This window comes from Nonomuraea jiangxiensis (genome assembly GCF_900099965.1).
Taxonomy (GTDB): Bacteria; Actinomycetota; Actinomycetes; order Streptosporangiales; family Streptosporangiaceae; genus Nonomuraea; species Nonomuraea jiangxiensis.
The window spans coordinates 98,886-116,629 of record NZ_FNDJ01000018.1; the positions used below are offsets into that span (position 1 = coordinate 98,886).

At 70.7% G+C, this 17,744-nt stretch carries 15 protein-coding genes; 9 read left to right on the plus strand and 6 right to left on the minus strand.

Annotated elements, in window-relative coordinates; translation table 11 throughout:
- Positions 1 to 16 precede the first annotated feature (16 nt).
- The 5 genes from BLS95_RS34580 to BLS95_RS34600 are packed head-to-tail and all read left to right on the plus strand — an operon-like array spanning position 17 to position 6,796.
- Positions 17 to 1,000, plus strand: coding sequence for an ABC transporter permease (locus BLS95_RS34580; RefSeq protein ID WP_090941336.1), 984 nt, complete (start codon positions 17 to 19; stop codon positions 998 to 1,000).
- Positions 1,000 to 1,908 (plus strand): ABC transporter permease, encoded by a 909-nt coding sequence (locus BLS95_RS34585; RefSeq protein ID WP_090941339.1) that lies wholly within the window; start codon positions 1,000 to 1,002, stop codon positions 1,906 to 1,908. The genes BLS95_RS34580 and BLS95_RS34585 overlap by 1 nt, the downstream gene beginning before the upstream one ends.
- Positions 1,905 to 3,926, plus strand: coding sequence for a dipeptide ABC transporter ATP-binding protein (locus BLS95_RS34590; RefSeq protein WP_090941342.1), 2,022 nt, complete (start codon positions 1,905 to 1,907; stop codon positions 3,924 to 3,926). Before BLS95_RS34585 ends, BLS95_RS34590 begins: the two co-directional genes overlap by 4 nt.
- 31 nt (positions 3,927 to 3,957) lie before the next feature.
- Positions 3,958 to 5,652, plus strand: coding sequence for an ABC transporter family substrate-binding protein (locus BLS95_RS34595; RefSeq protein WP_090941345.1), 1,695 nt, complete (start codon positions 3,958 to 3,960; stop codon positions 5,650 to 5,652).
- A gap of 49 nt (positions 5,653 to 5,701) precedes the next feature.
- Positions 5,702 to 6,796: a winged helix DNA-binding domain-containing protein gene (locus BLS95_RS34600; protein ID WP_245765466.1), complete on the plus strand. Its 1,095-nt coding sequence runs from the start codon at positions 5,702 to 5,704 to the stop codon at positions 6,794 to 6,796.
- A gap of 32 nt (positions 6,797 to 6,828) precedes the next feature.
- On the opposite strand, the gene BLS95_RS34605 is transcribed toward BLS95_RS34600, so the two are convergent.
- Positions 6,829 to 7,074 carry a hypothetical protein gene (locus BLS95_RS34605; protein ID WP_090941351.1) on the minus strand — a complete coding sequence of 82 codons (246 nt, stop codon included), beginning with the start codon at positions 7,072 to 7,074 and terminating at the stop codon, positions 6,829 to 6,831.
- A gap of 94 nt (positions 7,075 to 7,168) precedes the next feature.
- Positions 7,169 to 8,263 (minus strand): MFS transporter, encoded by a 1,095-nt coding sequence (locus BLS95_RS34610; protein WP_090941354.1) that lies wholly within the window; start codon positions 8,261 to 8,263, stop codon positions 7,169 to 7,171.
- Positions 8,264 to 8,765: 502 nt separating this feature from the next.
- On the opposite strand from BLS95_RS34610, the gene BLS95_RS56050 reads away from it, so the two are divergent.
- Positions 8,766 to 8,933: a hypothetical protein gene (locus BLS95_RS56050; protein WP_176993535.1), complete on the plus strand. Its 168-nt coding sequence runs from the start codon at positions 8,766 to 8,768 to the stop codon at positions 8,931 to 8,933.
- 32 nt (positions 8,934 to 8,965) lie between these two features.
- Here BLS95_RS56050 and BLS95_RS34615 read toward each other — a convergent pair whose 3' ends face one another.
- The 3 genes from BLS95_RS34615 to BLS95_RS34625 all read right to left on the minus strand — a co-directional run bounded on the left by BLS95_RS34615 (position 8,966) and on the right by BLS95_RS34625 (position 12,021).
- Positions 8,966 to 9,586, minus strand: a complete 621-nt coding sequence (locus BLS95_RS34615) for a pyridoxamine 5'-phosphate oxidase family protein (protein WP_090941357.1) — start codon at positions 9,584 to 9,586, stop codon at positions 8,966 to 8,968.
- Between the two features lie 78 nt (positions 9,587 to 9,664).
- Positions 9,665 to 10,750, minus strand: a complete 1,086-nt coding sequence (locus BLS95_RS34620; protein WP_090941360.1) for a PrsW family intramembrane metalloprotease — start codon at positions 10,748 to 10,750, stop codon at positions 9,665 to 9,667.
- Positions 10,751 to 10,815: 65 nt separating this feature from the next.
- The gene (locus BLS95_RS34625) at positions 10,816 to 12,021 is read right to left on the minus strand and encodes an amidohydrolase (RefSeq protein ID WP_090941363.1); all 1,206 of its coding nucleotides are present in this window, start codon (positions 12,019 to 12,021) and stop codon (positions 10,816 to 10,818) included.
- Positions 12,022 to 12,180: 159 nt separating this feature from the next.
- Here BLS95_RS34625 and BLS95_RS34630 point away from each other — a divergent pair, with 159 nt between their 5' ends.
- On the plus strand, positions 12,181 to 12,678 hold the full coding sequence (locus tag BLS95_RS34630) for a pyridoxamine 5'-phosphate oxidase family protein (protein WP_143043979.1): 498 nt from the start codon (positions 12,181 to 12,183) through the stop codon (positions 12,676 to 12,678).
- On the opposite strand, the gene BLS95_RS34635 is transcribed toward BLS95_RS34630, so the two are convergent.
- Positions 12,626 to 14,032, minus strand: coding sequence for an MFS transporter (locus BLS95_RS34635; protein WP_218136123.1), 1,407 nt, complete (start codon positions 14,030 to 14,032; stop codon positions 12,626 to 12,628). The two genes, BLS95_RS34630 and BLS95_RS34635, sit on opposite strands and share 53 nt — an antisense overlap.
- A gap of 122 nt (positions 14,033 to 14,154) precedes the next feature.
- On the opposite strand from BLS95_RS34635, the gene BLS95_RS34640 reads away from it, so the two are divergent.
- Together BLS95_RS34640 and BLS95_RS34645 are read left to right on the plus strand one after the other, a co-directional pair.
- The gene (locus BLS95_RS34640; protein ID WP_090941366.1) at positions 14,155 to 16,716 is read left to right on the plus strand and encodes a glycosyl hydrolase family 18 protein; all 2,562 of its coding nucleotides are present in this window, start codon (positions 14,155 to 14,157) and stop codon (positions 16,714 to 16,716) included.
- 177 nt (positions 16,717 to 16,893) lie between these two features.
- Positions 16,894 to 17,739 (plus strand): glycerophosphodiester phosphodiesterase, encoded by an 846-nt coding sequence (locus tag BLS95_RS34645; RefSeq protein WP_090941370.1) that lies wholly within the window; start codon positions 16,894 to 16,896, stop codon positions 17,737 to 17,739.
- The last annotated feature ends 5 nt before the right edge of the window (positions 17,740 to 17,744 follow it).

Here is a 17,744-nt window from a genome sequence, read left to right on the forward strand (position 1 = left end):
CGTCGGAGGGGGAGCGATGGCGGGGTTCCTGGCCCGCAGGCTGCTCAACTACGCGGTGCTCATCGTGGTGGCCGCCAGTCTCGCCTACCTGCTGGCGGCCATCGCCCTCGACCCCCGCTCCAACTACGCCGACCGCACCCCCAAACCGCCGGCGACCGTCGTCGACGCCCAGCTCACCGCGCTCAACCTCAACGACAAGACGCCGCTGCTGCAGCGTTACGCCACCTGGGCGGGCGGCGTGCTCCACGGCGACTTCGGCAAGTCCGTCGCCGGCGCCTCGGTCAACGAGGATCTCAAGCGCCGCATGGGCGTCACGTTCCGGCTCGTCATGCTGGGGCTGATCTGCGGGAGCCTGCTCGGGGTGCTGCTCGGCGCCGCCGCCGCGGTCCGGCAGTACGGCTGGTTCGACCGGCTCACGACCGGCGTGTCCTTCGTGGTGCTGGCCGTGCCGGTGGTCGTGCTGGCCAACATCCTGATCCTGCTGGCGTCCTGGGCCAACTTCCGCCTCTTCGACCGCCAGGTGTTCCTGGTCAGCGGCGAATACAGCGTCGGGCTGGAGGCCGGGTTCTGGGGGCACGTGGTCGACCGGCTGCAGCACCTGATCCTGCCCACGGTCTCACTGTCCGTGGGGCTCATCGCCGTCTTCAGCCGCTACCAGCGCAACATGATGCTCGACGTGATCGGCGCCGACTTCGTGCGCACCGCGCTGGCCAAGGGGCTGAGCAGGCGGCAGGCGCTCACCCGGCACGCGCTGCGGACCGCGCTGATCCCGGTGATGACCTATTTCGCGTTCACGTTCGGGGCGCTGCTGACGGGGGCCACGTTCACCGAGAAGATCTTCGGCTGGCACGGGCTGGGCGAGCAGCTGATCAACTCGATCTTCACCAACGACGTCAACACGGTGGCCGCCATCTCCTTCCTGGCGGCCGTGTCCGTGCTGTGCGCCTCGCTGGCCTCCGACCTGCTGCACGCGGCGCTCGACCCGAGGGTGCGGGCCTGATGACGCTGTCCGACGAGGAGCTGGCCGAGGAGCTGACCGACGGCACGGCCTATCGGGCCCCGTCGCGGCTGCGGGTGGTCACCGGGCGTTTCTTCCGCTCGACGCAGGGGCGGATCGGGTTCGCGGTGCTCGCGCTGATGTTCCTGCTGGCCTTCGCGGGGCCGCTGGTCAACCGGTGGTCCTACACCGACAAGGACCTCACCGCGTTCATGCGGCCCCCATCGGCCGACCATTGGTTTGGAACGCTCCAGACGGGCTCCGACGTCTTCGCGGTGACGCTGCGCGGGATGCAGAAGTCGCTGATCGTGGGGCTGCTGGCGGCGCTGGTGTCCACGGCGCTGGCGGCCGTGGTGGGGGCGTTCGCCGGCTATTTCCGCGGCTGGACCGAACGGTCGCTGACCTGGCTGACCGACCTGCTGCTGGTGCTGCCCGCGTTCCTCATCCTGGCGATCATCTCGCCGCTGTTCGGCTCGGGGCAGTGGGTGGTGTTCGTGATCATGCTGGCGCTGTTCCTGTGGATGGTCACCTCCAAGATCGTCAGGGGGATGGCGATCTCGGTGAAGGAGCGGGAGTTCGTCCAGGCCGCGCGTTACATGGGGGTGCCGCCGGTGCGGATCATCTTCCGGCACGTGATCCCCAACCTGTCGTCGCTGCTCATCGTGGACGCCACGCTCAACGTGAGCGCCGCGATCCTCACCGAGACCTCGCTGTCCTACTTCGGGTTCGGCATCCAGCCGCCGGACGTGTCGTTCGGCACGCTCATCGCCGACGGCTCCAGGACGGCCGTCTACGCGCCGTGGACGTTCTGGTTCGTGGCGGGGCTGCTGGTGGTGACCGTGCTGGCGGTCAACCTCATGGGCGACGCGCTGCGTGACGCCTTCGATCCGTCCGCCAAGAGGTCACGATGAGCCCGGTCCTCGAAGTCAGCGACCTCACGGTGAGCTTCGGCGGCGTGCCCGCCGTGCGCGGGGTGAGCTATTCCGTACGCCCCGGCGAGGTGCTCGGCATCGTCGGCGAGTCGGGCTCGGGCAAGTCGGTCGCCTCGGCGGCCATCATGGGGCTGCTGCCGCCGGGGGCGCGGGTCACCGGGTCCGTGCGCCTGCACGGCAGGGAGCTGATCGGGGCCTCGCAGCGGCAACTGGCCGCCTTCCGCGGCAAGAGCATCTCCATGGTGTTCCAGGACCCGTTGTCCGCGCTCACCCCGGTCTACCGGGTGGGTGACCAGATCGCCGAGGCCGTACGCGCCCACCAGCGGGTCAGCAAGGAAAACGCCATGGTCAAGGCCGTGGAGCTGCTGGACCTGGTGGGCATCCCGCGGCCCTCCGAGCGGGCGCTGGCCTTCCCGCACGAGTTCTCCGGCGGGATGCGGCAGCGGGTGGTGATCGCGATGGCCATCGCCAACGACCCCGACGTGATCATCTGCGACGAGCCGACCACGGCGCTCGACGTCACCATCCAGGCCCAGGTGCTGGAGGTGCTCAAGCGGGCCCAGGCCAAGACCGGCGCCGCGATCATCATGATCACGCATGATCTCGGGGTGGTGGCCGGGTTCGCGGACCGGGTGCTGGTCATGTACGCCGGGCGGGCCGTCGAGGTGGGCGCGGTGGACGACATCTACTACCGGATGCGGATGCCGTACACCGCCGGGCTGCTCGGCTCGATCCCGCGCGTGGACCGGGGGCGGCAGCCGCTGGTGCCGATCGAGGGCCACCCGCCCTCCCCCGCGGCGCTGCCGCCCGGGTGCCCGTTCGCGCCGCGCTGCCCGATGCGCGTCGAGGCGTGCGACGACCGGGAGCCGCCGCTGTTCGAGGTGGGCGCCGGGCACGGGGCGGCGTGCATCCGCTGGGAGGAGGTGCGGCCGGACGGCCTCGCCCGGCAGGCTGCGGCGGGCGACACGTCCCGGCTGCGGGTGCGCGGGGAGCGGACGGTGCTGGCGGTGCGCGGCCTGGTCAAGGACTATCCGCTGCTCCGCGGGGCGGTGTTCAAGCGCAGGGTGGGCACGGTGCACGCGGTGGCCGGGGTCAGCTTCGACATCCGGCAGGGCGAGACGCTGGGGCTGGTCGGCGAGTCGGGCAGCGGCAAGACGACCACGCTGACGCAGATCCTGGAGCTGGTGCCGCCGCAGCGGGGCCGCGTCGTCGTGCTCGGTCACGACACCGCGCGGCTGAGCCGGGGCGAGCGCACGGAGATCAGGCGTGACATGCAGGTCGTCTTCCAGGACCCGCTGGCCTCGCTCGACCCGCGCATGACGGTGCACGACATCCTGGCCGAGCCGCTGCGCACCCACGGCAGGCCCGCCGGCCGGCGCATCCGCGAGCTGCTCGCCCTGGTCGGGCTGGAGTCCTCGCACGCCGCCCGCTATCCGCAGGACTTCTCCGGCGGGCAGCGGCAGCGCATCGGCATCGCCAGGGCGCTCGCGCTGGAGCCGCGGCTGCTGGTGCTGGACGAGCCGGTCTCCGCGCTGGACGTGTCGATCCAGGCCGGGGTGATCAACCTGCTCGACTCGCTGAAGGACCGGCTCGGGCTGTCCTACCTGTTCGTGGCGCACGACCTGGCCGTGGTGCGGCACATCGCCGACCGGGTGGCGGTGATGTACCTGGGGAGGATCGCCGAGATCGGCCAGGTGGAGGCCGTCTATGACGCTCCGGCGCATCCGTACACGCAGGCGCTGCTGTCGGCGATCCCGCTGCCCGACCCGGTGCGCGAGCGCTCGCGGGAGCGGATCCTGCTCGAAGGCGACCTGCCCAGCCCCGCCAACCCCCCGTCGGGCTGCCGGTTCCGCACCCGGTGCCCGAAGTTCCGCGCCGAACTCACCGACGAGGAGCGCAGCCTCTGCGTGACCGTCGAGCCCGAGGTGCGACCGCTGAACGGTGCCACGGACCAGGGCGCGGCCTGCCATTACGCCGAGAAGCGTGGAGTCGTCTAGACCTCGCTCAGACCAGGAGGAATCCGCTCAGATGAAAACGTTCTATCTTGTCGTGGCCGTCGCCGCGTCTTTGTGCCTGACGGGCTGCGGCGACGGCGTGGGGAACGCGCCGCGGGCCGGGGGTCTCAGCGGGGACGAGCCCACGATCAAGGCCTTCGACATCAACCAGCAGCCCCGCGACAAGGTCAAGGACGGCGGGACGCTGCGGTGGGGCATCAACGAGTTCCCCACACAGTGGAACCGTAACCACGTCGACGGCAACCTGGCCGTTGCCGCCGCGATCAGCAACGCGCTGCTGCCCTCGCCGTTCGTGTCCGACGAGAAGGCGGACATCTCCCCCGACCGCGAATACCTGCTGGACGCCAAGGTCACCGAGCAGCAGCCCAAGCAGGTGGTCACCTACACGCTCAACCCCAGGGCCAGGTGGTCCACCGGGCAACCGATCACGTGGGCCGACTACCAGGCGCAGTGGCACGCGCTCAACGGGCGTGACCCCGCCTTCCACATCGCCTCCTCCACCGGCTACCAGGACATCGAGAAGGTGGCGCGGGGCAAGGACGACTACGAGGTGGTGGTGACGTTCGCACGGCCGTTCGGGGACTGGCAGGCGCTGTTCGGGCCGCTGCTGCCCGCCGCCACCAACCGGACGGCCCACGCCTTCAACACCTCCTGGCTGAACAAGATCCCGGTGACGGCCGGGCCGTTCAAGTTCGGCGGGTTCGACCAGACCGCCAAGACCATCACCCTGGTACGCGACGACAAGTGGTGGGGCAACCGGGCCAAGCTCGACAAGATCATCTTTCGGGCGTCCGAGCAGGACTCGCTGATCGGCGCGTTCAGCAACGGCGAGCTGGACATCATCGACGTGGGGCCCTCCGCTCCCGACTACGCCCGCGCCAAGTCCACGGCGGGCGCCCAGGTGCGGCAGGCGGCCGGGCCCGACTTCCGGCACTTCACCTTCAACGGGTCGAGCGAGCTGCTCAAGGACCGGAACGTGCGCCAGGCCATCCAGCTCGGCATCAACCGCCAGGCCATCGCGCAGTCCGACCTGCAGGGCCTCGACTGGCCGATTGCCCTGCTGAACAACCACTTCTTCATGAACACCCAGGAGGGCTACCAGGACAACGCCGGGAGCCTGGGCCGCTACGACCCGGGCCGCGCCCGGCAGCTGCTGGACGCGGCCGGGTGGCGGCTGAGCGGCGGCGACCCGGTCAGGCGCAAGAACGGCAAGCCCCTTGAGCTGCGCTTCGTGGTGCCGACCGGGGTGCAGATCAGCAAGGCAGAAGGGGAGCTGGCGCAGAGCATGCTCGGCCAGATCGGCGTGAAGCTGAACATCAAGGCGGTGCCGAGCGACGACTTCTTCACCAACTACGTGATCCCCGGGAACTTCGACATCACGCCCTTCGCCTACATCGGCACGCCGTTCCCGGTCTCCAGCAGCTACGGGATCTACGCCAACTCGCCCGACGGCAAGACATGGAACGCGAACTTCGGACGGATCGGGTCGCCGGAGATCGACCAGGCCATGAGCGCGGCGGGGCAGAGCCTGGACCCGGTGCGGGCGCGCGAGGCGGCCAACAAGGCGGACGCGCTGATCTGGCAGGAGGTGAACGTGCTGCCGCTCTACCAGCGACCACAGAACGTGGCGGCCAAGGAGACGCTGGCCAACGTGGGAGCGCGCGGTTTCTTCGACCTCCGCTACGAGGACATCGGTTTCACCGGCTGATCCTCCGGGCGGGGGCGGGATGTCGGTGTCCTGGTGTACTAGTGAACGCGTGACAACCAAACTCACCTGGCCCCAGATCCTGGCGTGGCGGCTGCGCAGGCAGTTCGTGAGCGCGGCCGACGGGCCCGACGCCGTGGCCGTCGCGCGCCGGTTATGCGGCGTGCAGGCCCAGGTCGCCTCCTCGGCCCGGCTCGCGGTGGCGATCAGGAGCGCCAAGCCCGATCCCGGGGAGATCGACACGGCCCTGTGGACCGACCGTACGCTGGTCAAGACCTGGCTCATGCGCGGCGGCACCCTGCATCTCGTCCCCGCCGACGAGCTGGCCGACTACTGCGCGGCCCTGAGCACCCTGCGGTTCTGGGAGAAGGGGTCGTGGCAGCGCGGCCACGCCGTCACCGCCGGGGAGATCGCGGCGATCATCGACGCCGTGCCCCGGGTCCTGTCCGGGCCGCCGATGACGCGCGAGGAGCTGGTCGACGCCGTGGTGGCGGCGACGGGGCAGCCCCACCTGACGAGGGCGCTCACGTCCGGGTGGGGGGCGCTGCTCAAGCCGCTGAGCCGCCTGGGCGAGCTCTGCTACGGCCCGCCCCGCGACGGCCGGGTGACCTTCACCACCCCGCGCACCTGGCTCCCCGGCTGGGCGGGCACGCTGCCGCCGCCCGAGGAGGCCGGGGTCCGGCTGGTGCGGGCCTTCCTGGGCGCGCACGGGCCGGCGACGCAGGAGATGTTCGACAAGTGGCTGTTCGGGGGCGTGGCCCGCAAGGCGATGCTCAAGTCCTGGTTCCGTGAGCTGGCTCCGGAGCTGACGGAGGTGGAGACCGACGACGGGCCGGCGTTGCTCGCCCTGACCGAGCATCTCGACGACCTGGCCGCCACCCGCCCGTCCACGGAGGTGCACCTGCTGCCCGGGTTCGACCAGTACATCCTGGCCGCGCCCCGCGACCTCGCGCCGCTCCTCCCGCCCGCGCTCAAGCCCAAGGTCAGCCGCCAGGCAGGCTGGATCTCCCCCGTGGTCGTCCACGAGGGCCGGGTCGCGGGGGTCTGGGAGGCCAGGGACGGCGCGATCACGCTCGACCTCGCCACGCCGGTGCCCGAGGGGCCGCTCGACGAGGCGGTCTCCCGGGTGCGCTGCTTACTGCCCTGAGCTGACCGGTGACGGCCATCACCTGGCGGTTCTCAGGTGCTGGCCATCACCCGGTCGACGATGCCCTGAGTGCCCTCCTCGCGGGCGCAGTGGGCGCAGCAGTACCAGTGCTCGCCCGACTGGACGCCATGCCCGATGACCTTGGTGCCGCAGTGTTCGCACACCGGTGCCATCGCCTCGATCGCGCACTGGAAACTGTCGAAAGTGTGCGCCGCTCCCTGCGCGTGCACCTCGAACGCCATGTCGTAGTCGTTGCCACAGGTCTCGCAGACAGCCATGGTGACTCCCCTTCGCAGTCGGTCAGCCCGGGGATACCCGGTTCCTGGTTGCCTCTTCCCCAAGCGACGGCCATATTCCGGCGTTCCACCCCTGTCACGCTCGCGCCACGGCGAAGCGCGCCACCAGCGGCAGGCCCAGCAGGCCGAGCGCGGCCAGCGCGGCAGGCAGGCCGAGCCACCCGCTCAACCCAGCCACCAGCAGCGGGCTGACGACGAACCCGGTGTAGGAGATCGTGGACACCCCCCACACCAACGTCCCGCTCGCGTCGTCGGCGGCCGACCGGCTGAGCACGGCGGGCACCAGCGGCCCGAGCGCCAGCCCCGTCACCGCGAACCCCGCCATGGAGACCAGCACGGTGCCGCCCAGCCCGGCCAGGGCGATGCCCGCGCCCCCGCCCACCCCCGCCACCAGGTACAACGCCCTCAGCGGCACCCGGGGCAGCACCTGCACGACGAGCCGCCCGGTCGTGAGCGCCGCCATGTAGACCGCGGGCGCGGCGCTCGACACCACCGGCGGGGCACCGCGATGCGCCTCCAGCAGCAGCACCGACCACTGCTCGACCGAGTTCTCGATGACCAGCGCGCACGCGGCCAGCAGGCCCAGTACGAGCGCGGCCCCCCAGAGCGAGCGTCGATCGGTGCGCGGCGGGCCGGCGGCCGGGCCGTGCCCGAGGGGCAGCGCCGGCAGTGACAACGTCGCGGCGAGCACGACCGCCGCGACGATCAGCAGCACCGGCGCGACGCCGAGCCCGAGGGAGCGTGCCAGCCCGGTGAGCGGGGCCGCGGCGATGACCGCGACGGGGAAGGCGGCGTGCACCGCCTGGAACAGCCGGCGGCCGCTCTCCCGTTCGGCCCGCCCGGTGGCGAGGTTCAGCGCGACGTCGAGCGCGCCGCTGGCCGCGCCCACCACCAGCAGCGCGAGCGCGAGCTGCCAGAGCGTGGAGACCAGCCCGATGCCCGCGACGCTGACCGCGAACAAGGCGGTGGTGGCCATCAGGGCGGCCCGCTCCCGGCCCCGCGCCAGCCGTCCGGCAAGCGCCATCGCGGGCAGCGCCCCCACCGGTACGAGGCTCAGCGCCAGCCCGAGGTCCCCGGCCGTGACGCCCAGCTCCAGCTTGAGCGCGGGCAGCAGGGCCGACCACGACCCCCAGAACACGGCCCACGCCGCACTGACCGCGATCAGCGGCATACACCAGCCTCCTCCGAAATTTCGGCAAAGCCACCACAAAGATCATCGGTGTGCTAATTACCCAGCCTGTGCCCGTGATGAGACTGGTTCGGAGCGTTGGTTCCGCCGCACATGTCCACCGAAGTCATCACAACCGGGCGGGGCGTGATGGACGCCGCTCATGGGGAGGCCGCGGGAGGTCATCGCTCAACCTGGCCGACCTTCTTACCCACTGTGGAGAAATGCATTGAGCGGCCGGGTGACGCCGGTTAGGTTGGCGCGCATGGCGGGTGACGACCACCGGTCCTGCCCGCGGAAGGAGAACGGCGCGCTTCGAAGGGGGAGACATGAGACGCGTCAGAGTCAGCAAGACGGTCGCCAAGCGGCGGCTGCGGCTGGTCGCGCAGCTGGATCTGCGGACACCGGCGGGTCGCCGGCTGCCCTATTGACCACTCCTTACACCAGGCTTACGAGGGCATCTGTTAAACAACAGAGGTCTCAGTATTATCACGGGGGGCTCACGATGAAGAGGCTTGTGGTGGTGCCGCCACAGATCGCCAGGCACAAGGTCCGCGACATCCGCTCGGCGGACCCCCGCAAGCCGCCCGCCGATCCCAAGGTCGTCGACCTGCGGGCCTACACCGGCAAGAACGTGATCCACTTCCCCGGCGGTCCCACCCCCGCCGCCTGACGCCCCCGGGGCCGGGAGCGCCCGGCGCGCGGTCAGCCGTACAGCCGGCGGGCGTAAGTCTCCCCGTAGTAGGCCTCCAGCTCCTCCACGCTCTCCTCGACCTTCTGCACGTCCTTGACCAGGGTCGCGTGGGACGGCAGGCCGTCGGGGGCCCAGCGGTCGGGCTTCCAGAGCGAGGAGCGCATGAACGCCTTGGCGCAGTGGAAGAAGATCTGCTCGATCTCCACCACGAGGGCGAGGTGCGGGCGGTGGCCCTTGACGATCAACTGGTCGAAGAACGGCGCCTCCCGCACGAGCCGCGCCCGCCCGTTGATGCGCAGGGTCTCGTTCCGCCCGGGGATCAGGAAGATCAACCCCACGTGCGGATTTTTCAGGATGTTGAGGAATCCGTCCGCTCGGCGGTTCCCCGGGCGGTCCGGGATGGCGATCGTCGTGTCATCGATGACGTGTACGAACCCGGCCGGATCGCCCTTGGGCGACACGTCGCAGGAACCACGCTCGTCGGAGGTGGCGACCAGGCAGAACGGCGAGGCCGCCAGCCACTGCAGGTCACGTTCGTGCAAGCGGACGCGGTCCTTGTCCGCGGCCCGGGGCATGACCTCGCCGAGCAGCTCGCGCAGCTCCGTCTCCGAATCGATCTCCACCCAGCTCATGCGTTCTCCCTTCGGGGGTTTCCCCCATCTTGTCAGGGAAGCGGGCTCAGCAACCGGTCCGCCCGCCAGTGCCGGGATTCACCAGCGGCGGGCGTGCGCCATGGCCCCCAGGTACGCATCCCGCTCCACCGCGAACCGCACCGGGTCCATGCCCTGCCGCTCGGCCCGCAGGTGCAGCAGGGTCAGCTCGGTCGCCGCCTGCTGGTAGTCGCTCATGGCCCGGCCGAGCCCCGCCCGCCGGGCCTGCTTGCGGGCCGCCTTGCGCGCCTGCAACGTGGTGAGCATGCGGACGTCGGCCTCCGTGACCAGCCCGGTGTCCCGATATCTGGGCAGATAGAGGCCCATCTTGGCGACGAGGTGACGGCGCTCGACCACGGTCACCACGATCAGCAGGACCAGCACCGCCATGATCACCAGGTAGGCCGTGCCCAGCAGGGGCAGCGACTTCACGGTGGCGGCGCCGTTCCAGAAGGCGTGCAGGAAGACCGCGCCCAGGTAGCCGAGCGGGATGGCCGCGTACCTGGCCGCGGTGCGGCGGGTGAGCGCGTAGGCGACGCCGACGCCGACCAGCGAGGTGTAGATGGGGTGGCCCAGCGGGTCGATCAGGCCGCGCAGCACGAAGAGCTGCACCGCGCCGCCGGGGCCGTCCTCGCCGAACGCGAGCAGGTAGTAGCCGACGTTCTCCACGGCGGCGAAGCCGAGGCCGGCCATGGAGGCGTACACGATGCCGTCGGTCAGGCCGTCGATCTCCCCCCGCCGGCGCAGCAGCAGCAACAGCGCCGAGCCCTTGAGCGCCTCCTCGACCACCGGGGCCAGCAGCACCGTGCCCACGTCGTCGACCACCGCGGAATGCAGGCCGGCCCTGGCGAACAGCTCCTGGCCCAGGAGCGTCAGCGCGATGCCCAGTACGATCGCCACCCCCGCGCCCCAGACGAACGCGAAGGCGAGGTTGAGCTTGGGCTCCGGTTCGAGCCTGTCGAGCGAGAGCACGGCCCCGAGCAGCACCGGCAACGGCGCCACGGCCAGCAACGCGGACAGGCCGAACCCGACGGGGCCGCCGGAGGCGAGCATGACGGCCAGGACGACCAGCGCGAGAATGCCCGAGACGACGAGGCCGACCAGCAGGGCCTTACTGGGCCGTTGAACGAGCAACGGTGCGGTCATGGTGGTGCCTCTCTTCCCGTCGGTCCCGCCACTATGCGCCCGTCGTATCGACAGTCACTTAACGGTTACTTGATTTCGCGGTAGTACGGGTCCGTCACGACCGACTCACCATCCGCGTACGTGTAGACCTCCCGGCCCGACACGAACACCCGCAGCGCCCGGCTCATGACGTCCAGCGGGTCACCCGACCAGATCACCACGTCCCCGTCAAGCCCGGGCTTGAGTGCGCCCACCCGGTCGTCGAGGCCCATGATCCGGGCCGGGTTGAGGGTGATCGAGCGCAGTGCCGTGTCCCGGTCCAGCCCTTCCTTGACCGCCAGCGTGGCCTGGTGCACCAGGAAGTGGATGGGCACGACGGGGTGGTCGGTGGTGATGGCCACCTCGACCCCGGCCCGCGCCAGGATGCCCGGGTTGCGCAGCGAGCGCTGGCGCAGCTCCACCTTCGACCGGCTGGTGAACAGCGGCCCGATGATGACCGGCACCTTCCGGGCGGCCAGGGTGTCGGCCAGCAGGTGGCCCTCCGTGCCATGGTTGAGCACCACCCGGTAGCCGAACTCCGCCGACAGCCGGAGGGCGGTCGCGATGTCGTCGGCGCGATGGGTGTGCTGGCACCACGGCAACTCGCCGTCCAGCACGCGGACCAGGATCTCCAGGGTGCCGTCCCGGTCGAACGGCTTGCCCTCCGCCGCCGCGGCCTCCCGCCTGGCCCTGTAGTCCTGCGCCTTCATGAAGGCGTCGCGGATCACGGCGGCCACGCCCTGCCGGGTGGAGGGCAGCTTCTTCTGGTCGCCGTACACGCGCTTGGGGTTCTCGCCCAGGGCGCTCTTGACGCTCACCGGCTCCTTGATCAGCATCTCGTCGACGGACCTGCCCCAGCACTTGATCGCGACGGTCTGGCCGCCGATCGGGTTGCCGGAGCCCGGCTTGATCACGGCCGTCGTCACGCCACCGGAGAGCGCGTCGCCGAAGGCCAGGTCGGCGGGGTTGATGGCGTCGAGCGCGCGCAGGCGGGCGCCGTTCGGGTCGGTCATCTCGTTGGTGTCCTGGCCGGCCCAGCCCTCGGACTCCTCGTGCACGCCGAGATGCCCGTGGGCCTCGACGAATCCGGGCAGCACCCAGCCACCGGCGGCGTCCACCACCGTGATCCCGTCGGGCAGCGGCACGTCGCGGCCGACCGCGGTGATCTTCCCGTCCTGTATGAGCACGGTGCCACCGTCGATGGGATCGCCGTCGACCGGTACGACATATCCGCTGGTAATAGCAAGATTCATGACTCGTAACTTACAACTGACCGGGTAGGCAACGCCGATGACCTCCTGTTTGCACGAACGATGGTCGATGGAGAGGTGGAGCGGCTCTCCGGTACCCGGAGCTTCGCCCGGCGGCTCGGGGTAGGCTGACGGCTTCACAAATCGGACGGGGGAGGGCGGATGTCGCTGCACCACGAACCGGGTCCCGAGCGCCGGACGCCGGACGACGCGGAGCTCGCGCGCCCGCACGAGCCGGGCCCGCAGTTCCGGGCGCTGACCGACGAGGAGCTCTCGCGCCTGCTGGGAGAGCAGCACTTCGGCGCGCTGGCGACCGGCGCCGGCCTGTCCACGGTCGGCTACACCTGGGACCCCGGGCGGCGGGTGGTGCGGATCTCCACCGTCGCCGACCGGCTCAAGCTGCACCAGGACCCGCGTTGCGCCCTCTACGTGGCCAGCGGCGACTTCCAGTCCTACGCCGTGGCCGAGGGCACGGCGGAGATGTCGCCGGTGAGCGGGGCGCCGGGCGACGAGGTGGGCCGGGAATTGCTGGCCATGCAGCCCGCCGTCGCCGACGAGGCCGCCTTCCTGCGGCGCATGGTCGCCGGCCGGCGACTGGTGGTCAGGCTCAGGGTCGCACGGCTGTACGGGACGGCTCTGCCGCCGGCGCCCGTCGCCTAGCGCGCCGCCCGGCGTAGGCCACCGAGGCGACCATGACGAGGACGAGCACCAGGTCCACGGCCGCCGAGGAGCGCATGGCGGCCACGTGGTGCCCGCCCTCGGCCGCGGCGAAGTACACCGCGCCGATCACGGCCACGCCGCCCGCCCCGGCGAACTGCTGCGCCGTGCTGAGCACCCCCGCCCCCACACCCGCCTGGTGCGGCGCGACCTCCACCAGCGCCGCCCCGATGAGCTGCGGCAGGACCAGGCCGTTGCCCGAGCCGACGAGCGCGAGCGCCACCACGATGTACGGCAGGCCCTGCCCGGCCGCGACCACCAGCAGGCCGAGCCCCAGCGCCGCGACGGCGCCGCCGGCGAAGACGACGGCCAGGCCGTGCCGCCTGGTCAGCCGGGTGCCGAGCAGCGAGGTGATCGAGTACAGGATCCCCATCGGCGCGAACGCCAGCCCCGCCTGGGAGGCCGTCAGCCCGAGCCCGCTCTGCAGCAGCAGCGTCAGCGTGAACATGAACGAGGCGAAGTAGGCCATGAACGCCACGAGCGAGCCGACGCCCGCCAGGTAGGAGTGCACCTTGAGCAGCGCCAGGTCGAGCACCGGCTGCCCGCCGCGGGCGCCGAGCACCCGCTGCCAGCGCCACGTGACCAGGAAGACCGGCACGCTCGCGGCCATGCACACCCACGTCCAGGCCGGCCAGCCCAGGCTGTTGCCGAGGCCGAGCGGCACCAGCAGCAGCGCCAGGGTCACCGCGAAGCCGGTCGCGCCGGGCACGTCGAGCCTGGACCGGCCGGGCGTCTGTACCTTGGGCAGCAGCCAGCCGGCCAGTGGCAGGACGACCAGGCCCACGGGCAGGTTGACCAGGAAGATGGCCCGCCAGCCCAGGCCGAACAGGTCGGCCGACAGCAGCATCCCGCCCAGCACCTGACCGGCGATCGAGCCGAGGCCGCCGGTGGCGCCGTACCAGCCGAGGGCGCGTCCCCGCTGGTGCGGCGGGTAGACGGCGGAGATCGTGGCCAGCACCTGCGGCACCATCGCGGCGCCGGCCAGGCCCTGGAGCAGGCGGGCGGCGACGAGCTGGGCCGGGTCGACGGCGATGCCGCAGAGCACCGACGTGATCGTGAACGCGGCCACGCCCCAGAGGAACAGGCGCCGGTAGCCGTAGCGGTCGCCCAGCCGGCCTCCGGTGATCATGCCTGCCGCGTACGTGAAGGCGTAGCCGCCCACGATCAGCTCCAGTGCGGCGGAACCGGTGTGCAGGTCCCGTTCGATGGAGGGTGCCGCCACATTGACCACGAAGAAGTCGAACTGTGCCATGAACCAGGCCGAGAGCAGCACTGGGAGCGTTCCACGATATTTCACGACAGCCTAGGGTAAAGCGCGGCTTTTGGGTGATCTCCAGTGGACCCTTGCAACTTCGCTGGCAGCGGCCTACGATCCGGCTAATTGTTAGGAAACTTTCTTTAAAGAAAGGTTTCTGCGACATGCGCCGATTAGTCACCCCCCTGATCGCCGTTCTCGTGACCGTCGCGCTGTGCGCGCTTCCCGCGCACGCCGCCGGCCGCCTCCTCGCCACGTTCTCGCTGTCCGGCACCACGGGCACGTTCGTGGTCGCCAACCCCGGCACGACCGCCGTGACCGGATGGTCGATCGTCTTCGAGCTGCCCGCCGGGGTCACCGCGTCCGGCGCCCAGCACGCCACCATCCGGCAGAGCGGCACCAGGGTGACGCTCACCCCCGCGTACTACATCAACACCCTCCAACCGGGCCGGAACACCGAGCCGTACAGCCCGAGGATCACGCTCAGCGCCGCCGCCCAGCCCACGAGCTGCCTGATCAACGGAGCCAACTGCGACGGCAGCGGCGGCGACCCGCCCGCCCGGCCACCTGTGACCGCCACCTACGACGTCAGCGGCACCTCGGCCAAGTTCGTGATCGCCAACAACGGGACGGCCCCGCTCAGCGGCTGGTCGATCGTCTTCGAACTGCCCGCCGGTGTCACCGCGTCCGGCGCCCAGCACGGCTCGCTGAGCCAGAGCGGCAGGACCGTGACGCTGACGCCCGCGCACTACAACACGACGGTGAACGCCGGCGCGACCACCGAGCCGTACAGCCCGTCCTTCACCGTCAGCGCCGCGAACGCCGAGCCGACGAGCTGCCGGATCAACGACGTGAACTGCGACGGCGCCCCCGACGCGCCGCCCGGCGCGCCCGGCAATCTGCGCTCGCCGGTCAGGACCACGAGGACGGTCTCGCTCGCCTGGGACGCGGCCGCGCCGGGCAGCCTCCCGATCACCGGGTACGAGGTCCACAACGGCTCCACCCTGGCCGCCTCCGTGACCGGGACCTCGGCCGTCGTGTCCGGGCTGACGCCCTCGACCGGCTACACGTTCACGGTCAGGGCCAAGGACCGCAAGGGCACGTTGTCGGCCGCGTCCGCGCCGCTGACGGTCACCACCCGCAACCCCGCCGACGACACGCAGCCGCCCACGGTCCCCGGCGGCCTGCGCAGCACCGCCAGGACGTCGTCCAGCGTGACGCTGGCGTGGAACGCCTCCTCCGACGGGTCCGGCATCGCCGGTTACGACGTGTACACCGGCTCCACCCTGGCCACCACGGTCGCCGGCACCACGGCGGTCGTGTCCGGGCTGTCTCCTTCGACCGGGTACGCGTTCACCGTCAGGGCACGCGACCTCTACGACAACCTCTCCGCGCCCAGTGCGGCGCTGCAGGTGACGACGGCGGACATCGTCGAGACCGGCTACGCCCGGGTCGGATATTTCGTGCAATGGGGTATCTACGGCCGCCAGTACTTCGTCCGCAACCTCGACACGACCGGCGCCGCCGCCCGGCTCACCCACATCAACTACGCCTTCGCCAACATCGACCCGGTGAACCTGACCTGCCTCCAAGGGGTCACCAAGGGCACGACGACCAACCCGCAGGACCCCGACCAGGGCGACGGGGCGGGGGACGCCGAGGCCGACTACGGCCGGCCGTTCAGCGCCGCGCAGTCGGTGGACGGGGTGGCCGACACCGGCTGGGAGCAGCTGCGCGGCAACTTCAACCAGCTCAGGAAGCTCAAGGCCAAGCATCCGCATCTCAAGGTGCTGATCTCGCTCGGCGGCTGGACGTACTCGAAGTACTTCTCCGACGTGGCGGCCACGGACGCGGCGCGCAGGAAGTTCGTGGCGTCGTGCATCGACATCTACATCAAGGGCAACCTGCCCGTCTACAACGGCGCGGGCGGTCCGGGCACGGGCGCGGGCATCTTCGACGGCATCGACCTGGACTGGGAGTGGCCGGGCGCCGAGGGGCATCCGGGCAACCACGTCAGCCCGAACGACAAGGTCAACAACACGCTGCTGATCGCCGAGTTCCGGCGCCAGCTCGACGCGCTGACGGCGACGACCGGGAAGCGGTATCAGCTCACGGCCTTCACCCCGGCCGATCCGGCCAAGATCGCCGCCGGCTGGGACCTCTCGCAAGTCGCGAAATATCTGGACATCTTTAATGTGCAGGGGTACGACTTCCACGGCGCGGGCAGCGACAACTCCTGGGAGCCGAACCGGACCGGTCACCAGGGCAACCTCTACCTCGACGACGACAGCCCGTACGACCCGGACTTCAGCGTCGAGCAGGCCATCGACGTCTACCTGCGGGCCGGGGTGCACCCGCGCAAGCTCACCATCGGCCTGGCGTACTACGGGCGCGGCTGGCAGCGTGTCCCCGACGGCGGCACGTACGGCGAGTGGCAGAGCGCGGGCGGCGCCGCCCCCGGCCAGTTCCAGGAGGAGGCGGGCACCCGCGGCTACGGCAACCTGCTGGCCATGGTGCCCGGCTGCACGGTCCGGCACGACGAGCAGGCGGTCGCCACCTACTGTCACACCGGGGACGGCGGGCAGTGGTGGACGTTCGACGACGCCTGGTCGATCGGCCGGAAGGCGGCCTGGCTGCGGAGCAAAGGGTTGCTGGGCGCGATGATGTGGGAGATGTCCGGCGACACCGGCGTACTCACCGCCGCTCTGGACTCCGCTCTCAGATAGCGCCTCCCCGCCCGGGCGGGAAATACCATCGGATTCTTCGCGGGGTAGGGCGTTTCACCTGCCCCGCGTGTCCAATGCTCACCGTCCCGGCACCGCTGGGTTACTCTGCACTCAACTATCGGTCATGATCGCTTGTCACCGTCGAGTCATAACAGCTCTCCCCACCAGAGGAGACCCATGTTCGGACGACTCGCCGTCACCCTCGCGACCTCGCTCACCCTCCTGGCAGCGCCGGCCACCGCCACCGCCGCAACCACCATCGCCACCGCCCCCGACACCGCCGTCAACGTCGCCCACCGCGGCGCCTCCGCCCGCGCTCCCGAGAACACGATCCCCGCCTTGGAGCTCGCCGCCTCCCACGGGGCCGACGTGGTCGAGTTCGACGTCCAGGAGACCAGGGACCACAAGCTGGTCCTGATGCACGACACCACCCTGGCCAGGACCACGAACGCGGAGAGCGTCCTGCCCGGACTGTCCCCCTGGCGGGTCGGCGACCTCACGCTCGCCCAGATCCGCAAGCTGGACGCCGGCTCGTGGTTCTCCGACGAGTACGCCCGTACGCGGGTGCCCACCCTCGACGAGGCACTGCGGGCGGCGGACGACTCCGGGGTCGGCGTGCTGCTGGAGGTCAAGGCGCCGGAGCTCTATCCGGGCATCGAACAGCGCATCGTCACCGAACTGCGCCGGCACCCCGAGTGGGTCTCACCGCAACGGCTGGTGGTGCAGTCCTTCGACTGGGACTCCATGCGGACCTTTCACCGGTTGCTGCCGAGCGTGCCGATCGCGTTGCTCGGCCGGCCGTCCACCGGGCAACTCCCTGAGGTGGCGAAGTTCGCCGACCAGGTCAATCCGCACTACACGGACCTCAGCACCTCGTACGTCCGCCGCGCGCACGACCTCGGACTGCGCGTGCTCACGTACACGGTCGACAGCGCGTCCGCGATGCGCCGGCTGATCGACTACGGCGTGGACGGCATCGTGACCAACCGGCCCGACGTCCTCCGCTCACTCATCGACGGCTGAGCCCC